This window comes from Bacillus sp. B1(2022), assembly GCF_040259625.1.
Taxonomy (GTDB): Bacteria; Bacillota; Bacilli; order Bacillales; family Bacillaceae; genus Bacillus; species Bacillus velezensis.
Genome location: NZ_JANIFO010000028.1, coordinates 1 through 1,014, shown reverse-complemented (window position 1 = coordinate 1,014; position 1,014 = coordinate 1). Strand labels below are relative to the sequence as shown.

Genomic DNA, 1,014 nt, shown 5'->3' with positions numbered 1-1,014 from the left:
CTTGTCAGCCGGAAGCTCAAGCACCGGAAGCTCTCCTTCAAGCCGCTTCAGCCAATAGGCTTCCTGCTTCTGGTACCCTTCTTTCTCCTGAAACGACCGCTGCCAGACGGCATAGTCTTTATATTGAAGGCGCATCGGCGCAAGCGAACGGCCTGCGTACAGCTCGCCGAATTCTTTTATCAAGGTGTTGACGGACACACCGTCAGAAATAATATGATGCATATCCGTTAATAAAAGATGACGTTCGTCCGATTCTTTCACGAGAGCCGCACGGAAGAGCGGCGCTTCTTCCAGACAAAACGGCCGGACGAATGCGTCAGCTGACTCGGCCTCATCCAGCTGAAACGGCACGCTGTCATGGATGCGCTGCACCGGTTCGCCGTCAGGCCCCGTTTCAAAGGACGTTCTGAGCGACTCATGCCGCTCCACAAGCTGCCGGAACGTCTCCTCCAGCCGGCCGCGGTCAAGCGGACCCGTCAGTTCCAGCACAGCCGGCATATTGTAGCCGACACCGCCGTCTTCAAGCTGTTGGAGCACATACATCCGTTTCTGCGCCGAAGACACCGGGTAGGTGTCCTGTGTTTGCGCAGGCTGAATCGCTTCATACGGGCTCTCTTCCAAGTCCTGAATGACCGAAGCGAGCTCTTCCACCGTCGGCCGGGCGAAGATGTCCTGTAACGGCACCTGAACACCGAACTCTTTGGCGATGCGGGAGACGAGAGCCGTCGCTTTTAACGAATGGCCGCCCCGCTCAAAAAAGTGATCCCGGATGCCGACGGGGCCGTTTTTCAGCACCTCTTCCCAAAGGGCGCAAAGCTTCATTTCTGTGACGTTCCGCGGGGCGGTGTACGCCCGTCTGTCTGCCGCTCCGCCGGGAGCCGGCAGCGCGCGGCGGTCAAGCTTTCCGCTCGGCGTGACCGGCCATTCGCTCATCTCTATAAACTGAGCCGGCATCATGTAGGCCGGAAGGCGTGTCGCAAGCTCCGCCCGCACGTCATCGCTTTCCCGTCCTTC

Annotated in this window: 1 protein-coding gene; it reads right to left on the bottom strand. The window is 58.9% G+C overall.

The features are described 5' to 3' along the window. Nucleotides 1-1,014: condensation domain-containing protein (locus tag NQS30_RS21260; RefSeq protein ID WP_350322352.1), on the bottom strand; the 1,014-nt coding region annotated here is incomplete at both ends.